Origin of the sequence: Caballeronia telluris, assembly GCF_001544495.1 — a bacterium.
GTDB classification, from domain to species: domain Bacteria; phylum Pseudomonadota; class Gammaproteobacteria; order Burkholderiales; family Burkholderiaceae; genus Caballeronia; species Caballeronia telluris.
The window spans coordinates 1-3740 of the sequence record NZ_FCNZ02000088.1; the positions used below are offsets into that span (position 1 = coordinate 1).

A 3740-nucleotide genomic window follows, 5' to 3' on the forward strand; every position below is an offset into this window, starting at 1 on the left:
TCCCAGCTGTCCACGTGGACAGGTAGCATCAGAGAATCACTCGTCCATTGCTAGGGCGTCCCTGAAGGACCGCATACCTCTCATCCCAGCTGTCCACGTGGACAGGTAGCATCAGAGAATCACTCGTCCATTGCTAGGGCGTCCCTGAAGGACCGCATACGGTTAGCCGTCGGGTCCGATTCTTTTTGGACGCAGGTAGAAGCGAACGTTTCGAAGACATGGCTGCTAGGTCCTTCGACTCCGCGTATCAGCGGCGGGACAATGGCCAGCGCGCTGCGCCGGGCTTCCGCCCGTTCGGGCAGATGCGACACAATCGGCGAAATGAAATTTGACGTACCCTGTAAATGACGGAATGACCGGTGTACTCGGCGGATTCAACCGGTCGATGCAACACACTAGAGGCTGCGTAAGCAGTGGAGGTGTTGCAATGAAACAGAGGCCGAGGATCTACTATTCTGAGAGTCAGAAGGCACTGATGTGGGACCGCTGGCGCAAAGGCGAAACGATTCATCAGATTGCCAAACTGTTCGATCGGGGCCACTCTTCGATACAGCGGATACTGGCGGAGGCCGGCGGCATCGAGCCACCGCAGAGGCACCGCGCAGCGCAGGCATTGACGCTTGCGGAACGCGAGGAAATTTCTCGCTGCCTGGTGGCCCGATTGTCGATTCGGTCCATTGCGGCCAGGCTGGGACGTGCTCCTTCCACGATTAGCCGCGAGCTGCAGCGCAACGGAGGCAGTAAAGGTTATCGAGCGAGTCAGGCGGACGCGCTCGCCTGGGATCGGGCACGTCGCCCGAAGGTATGCAAATTGGCGAAAAACCAGACGTTGGCGGGAGTTGTCGCTTCAAAGCTGAAGCTGCAGTGGTCCCCTGAGCAGATTGCTGGTTGGCTCAAGCATGTATATGCCGTCAACAAGGACCATCTGGTGTCACACGAGACGATCTATCGGAGCCTTTATATTCAAGCTCGCGGCGCCCTGAAAAAGGAACTGCTTGAACACTTGCGACGCTCTCGAGTCATGCGCCGGTCCCGGCATCACACATTGAAAACCGAAGGCCGAACGAACATTCGCGACGCTGTATCGATCAGCGAACGCTCCGCTATAGCGGAGGATCGCGCAATACCCGGGCACTGGGAAGGCGACTTGCTGTTCGGCAACGCTACCAGCCAGATTGCAACTCTCGTCGAACGTCAAAGTCGACTCGTGATGCTGGTGAAACTACCCAGCAAGGATTCTGAGGCCGTGGTCAACGCGCTGATACGACACGCCAGCAAGTTACCTCGGGAACTATTTAAATCGCTGACCTGGGACAGGGGCTCGGAAATGGCCGATCACAGTCGCTTTACCGTGGCGACCGACATCAAGGTCTATTTCTGCGATCCACAGCATCCCTGGCAACGCGGCTCGAACGAAAACACGAATGGGCTTCTGAGGCAGTACTTCCCTAAGGCACTGATCTCTCCGTCTATTCACAGGCCAGACTTAATGTCGTAGCCAGGCGGCTCAACGAACGTCCCCGGAAAACACTAAACTCCGACACACCGGCCGAGCGATTTCACCAAACCGTTGCATCCACCGGTTGAATGCGCCTCCGGAAGGCGCCGCTAGGATGTGGCGCAACGACCGGCCGAGATGGGTCGCGTGGTGCCGGTCGCGGCCGTGCGAGTATCGCGCGTAGTCGATGCCCTTTGCATGAGGGCCGTATTCGGTCACCAGGCAGATTGATCCGACCCGCGCCCATCGAGACGTATGGGCAAGGATCCATGTACTGAGCTCGCTGGAAGCCTGTCTAAGTGGCCTCATTGTGGTAGCTGCCTTTCACCCTCTCGAACGTCAAGATACCTATACCTTCGCGCCCGTCCACGGGACTCTTGTTTGGTTCGGTCTTGATCGAAAGCGTGTCGCCATCGATAGTGTAAAACCGCACCTGGTCGGTACCGACGCGCCTGCCGTCCCATTCGATGTCAATGTGATGCACGACTTTGCCGGGCGACACGCTATACGTCCCGCCGTACGCAAGCATCGATTTATGGAGCTTAATCCGGTCTTCGTCGGAGGGCTCATTCCGCGGCCGTGGCTGATCGCCAGACACAAAGAACGCGAGCATCCGGCCATCCGACGAGTAGGTGAGATAGCCGTCAGGATGATCGCCGAGCTGGTTGTATCGCTCGCCGGTGCCGGCGACTTCGCGCACGAACGACTTCAACCGCCATGTCCCAAGCAACGGGTTTGCATCCGCCCGTGCGAGCGTGGTCAGGCAGAGCATGATCAGTATGAAAGAAACCAGGACGATTTTTTTGTGCATGGGACGCCCCTTCACGAACAAGCGCATTTGGCGGTTCGACGAACTTCAGCATCGGTGCAACCGTCGAGGACTGCACGCCACGGGCGCGTGCAGTCCAAGCCAGCCGGTCGACGTGTCGACTCCGGAGCAGGCACGAAAATACGCACTCCTGACACGGCGAATGGCTAGGGCGCTATTGACAAAAGGGTAGTTTACTACTATTGGCCAGAGTTCGGCACGAGCCATCATGGAAGTTTGCGCGCTTGTCTCCCGCTCACTCGGCCACACTTCCAAAAGTCGCTTTCATGCTGAAAGCTGCTGCTCGCTTTGCTGCGTGACCCGGAAGAGGCTTGCCGTTGAACCTCCAACTATGGGTTGTGTGCGCTTCCGTCGACAACAGTTGGCTAGGCGGCTTGGCGAGTATTCGCATCGCTGCCCCAGCGAACGTCTTCGATGACCTGCACGAGTGCTTCGCGCTTCTGCAATAGACATCGAAGAGCCCGGCAATGTCTCCCTGACTGACGGCGCCCTTCATTGAAACGAGGAAAGCCGCGGAGCGAATCAGCGTTTCCCTCAGCGACCATGCGACACCACTCGCCTTTTATATCGGGCAGGTTCTCGTCAAGAAAAGTGATTTCAAAAGCTCCTGTACGAAGGAATCGGATCCTAACCCTCGAGGACATTGTACAAACACGTAGGCGGATCGCATGTGTCGCGATCTAACCCACAGTGGCAGACGGAGAGTTGGATCCGACCCACCGGTCGCAGCGCACGTCTGTCTACCAATTTGCACTAGTCGCCATTAAAAATCCAATATTTTCAACTAGTTGTGTGACCGCTATCGCGGCGCCAGCATTTGGCACGTACTTTGCCTTAAGTCTCATCGAGGAGTGGCGACGCCCTCAAAAAAGCTCTGACATTCCTGACTGACTAATTTACCCTTGGAGAATCGAAATGAACGCGCTGGTAATCAAAGACCTCCCCGTAGCCGTCGAAATGGATCGTACTGCAATGACCGCCGTCTGCGGCGGCAGGTTGCCGCAGCAGATCGTGAACATCATCCAGGCCGTTGGCGACTACGCAAATGACGCTCCTGTCCAGCACAGTTTCACTGGCAGTGGGGCTTCTGTTACGTACTAATAGAAACACGGTTATTTCGTAGCGCAAGGCCCCTCCAACGAGGGGGCCTCTTTGAGTTCGCTTCCGGTGACTTTATCTGCGCTGCCCCGATACCGACCTTCGACAGGTTGCTGTGAGCGTGAGCATTCTTTCTGAGGGCATTAAGACCGTTTTCTTGTTCACGATCGATGAGGTACTAGGCTTCCAGTTCCTCACCAAGCGTGCTCAACTTTTCTGGCTCTTTTAAAAATGCAGTGGGTAACGGGCTCATGAGGCATGGGGGTTGAAGGCGGACAAGTCGAGCTTGCCAGCAACGAGAAAGAGGACCGTGCG

2 protein-coding genes and 1 pseudogene are annotated in these 3740 nt (G+C 56.7%); 2 read left to right on the forward strand and 1 reads right to left on the reverse strand.

Going from position 1 to position 3740, the window contains the following annotated elements; genetic code table 11:
* Positions 1-427 precede the first annotated feature (427 nt).
* Positions 428-1587, forward strand: a pseudogene (locus AWB66_RS32070) (IS30 family transposase).
* A gap of 206 nt (positions 1588-1793) precedes the next feature.
* Here AWB66_RS32070 and AWB66_RS32075 read toward each other — a convergent pair.
* Complete coding sequence (locus AWB66_RS32075) at positions 1794-2309, reverse strand: lipocalin-like domain-containing protein (RefSeq protein WP_159462992.1); 516 nt, start codon at positions 2307-2309, stop codon at positions 1794-1796.
* 933 nt (positions 2310-3242) lie between these two features.
* On the opposite strand from AWB66_RS32075, the gene AWB66_RS32080 reads away from it, so the two are divergent.
* Positions 3243-3428 (forward strand): hypothetical protein, encoded by a 186-nt coding sequence (locus tag AWB66_RS32080; RefSeq protein WP_087633999.1) that lies wholly within the window; start codon positions 3243-3245, stop codon positions 3426-3428.
* Positions 3429-3740 lie beyond the last annotated feature (312 nt).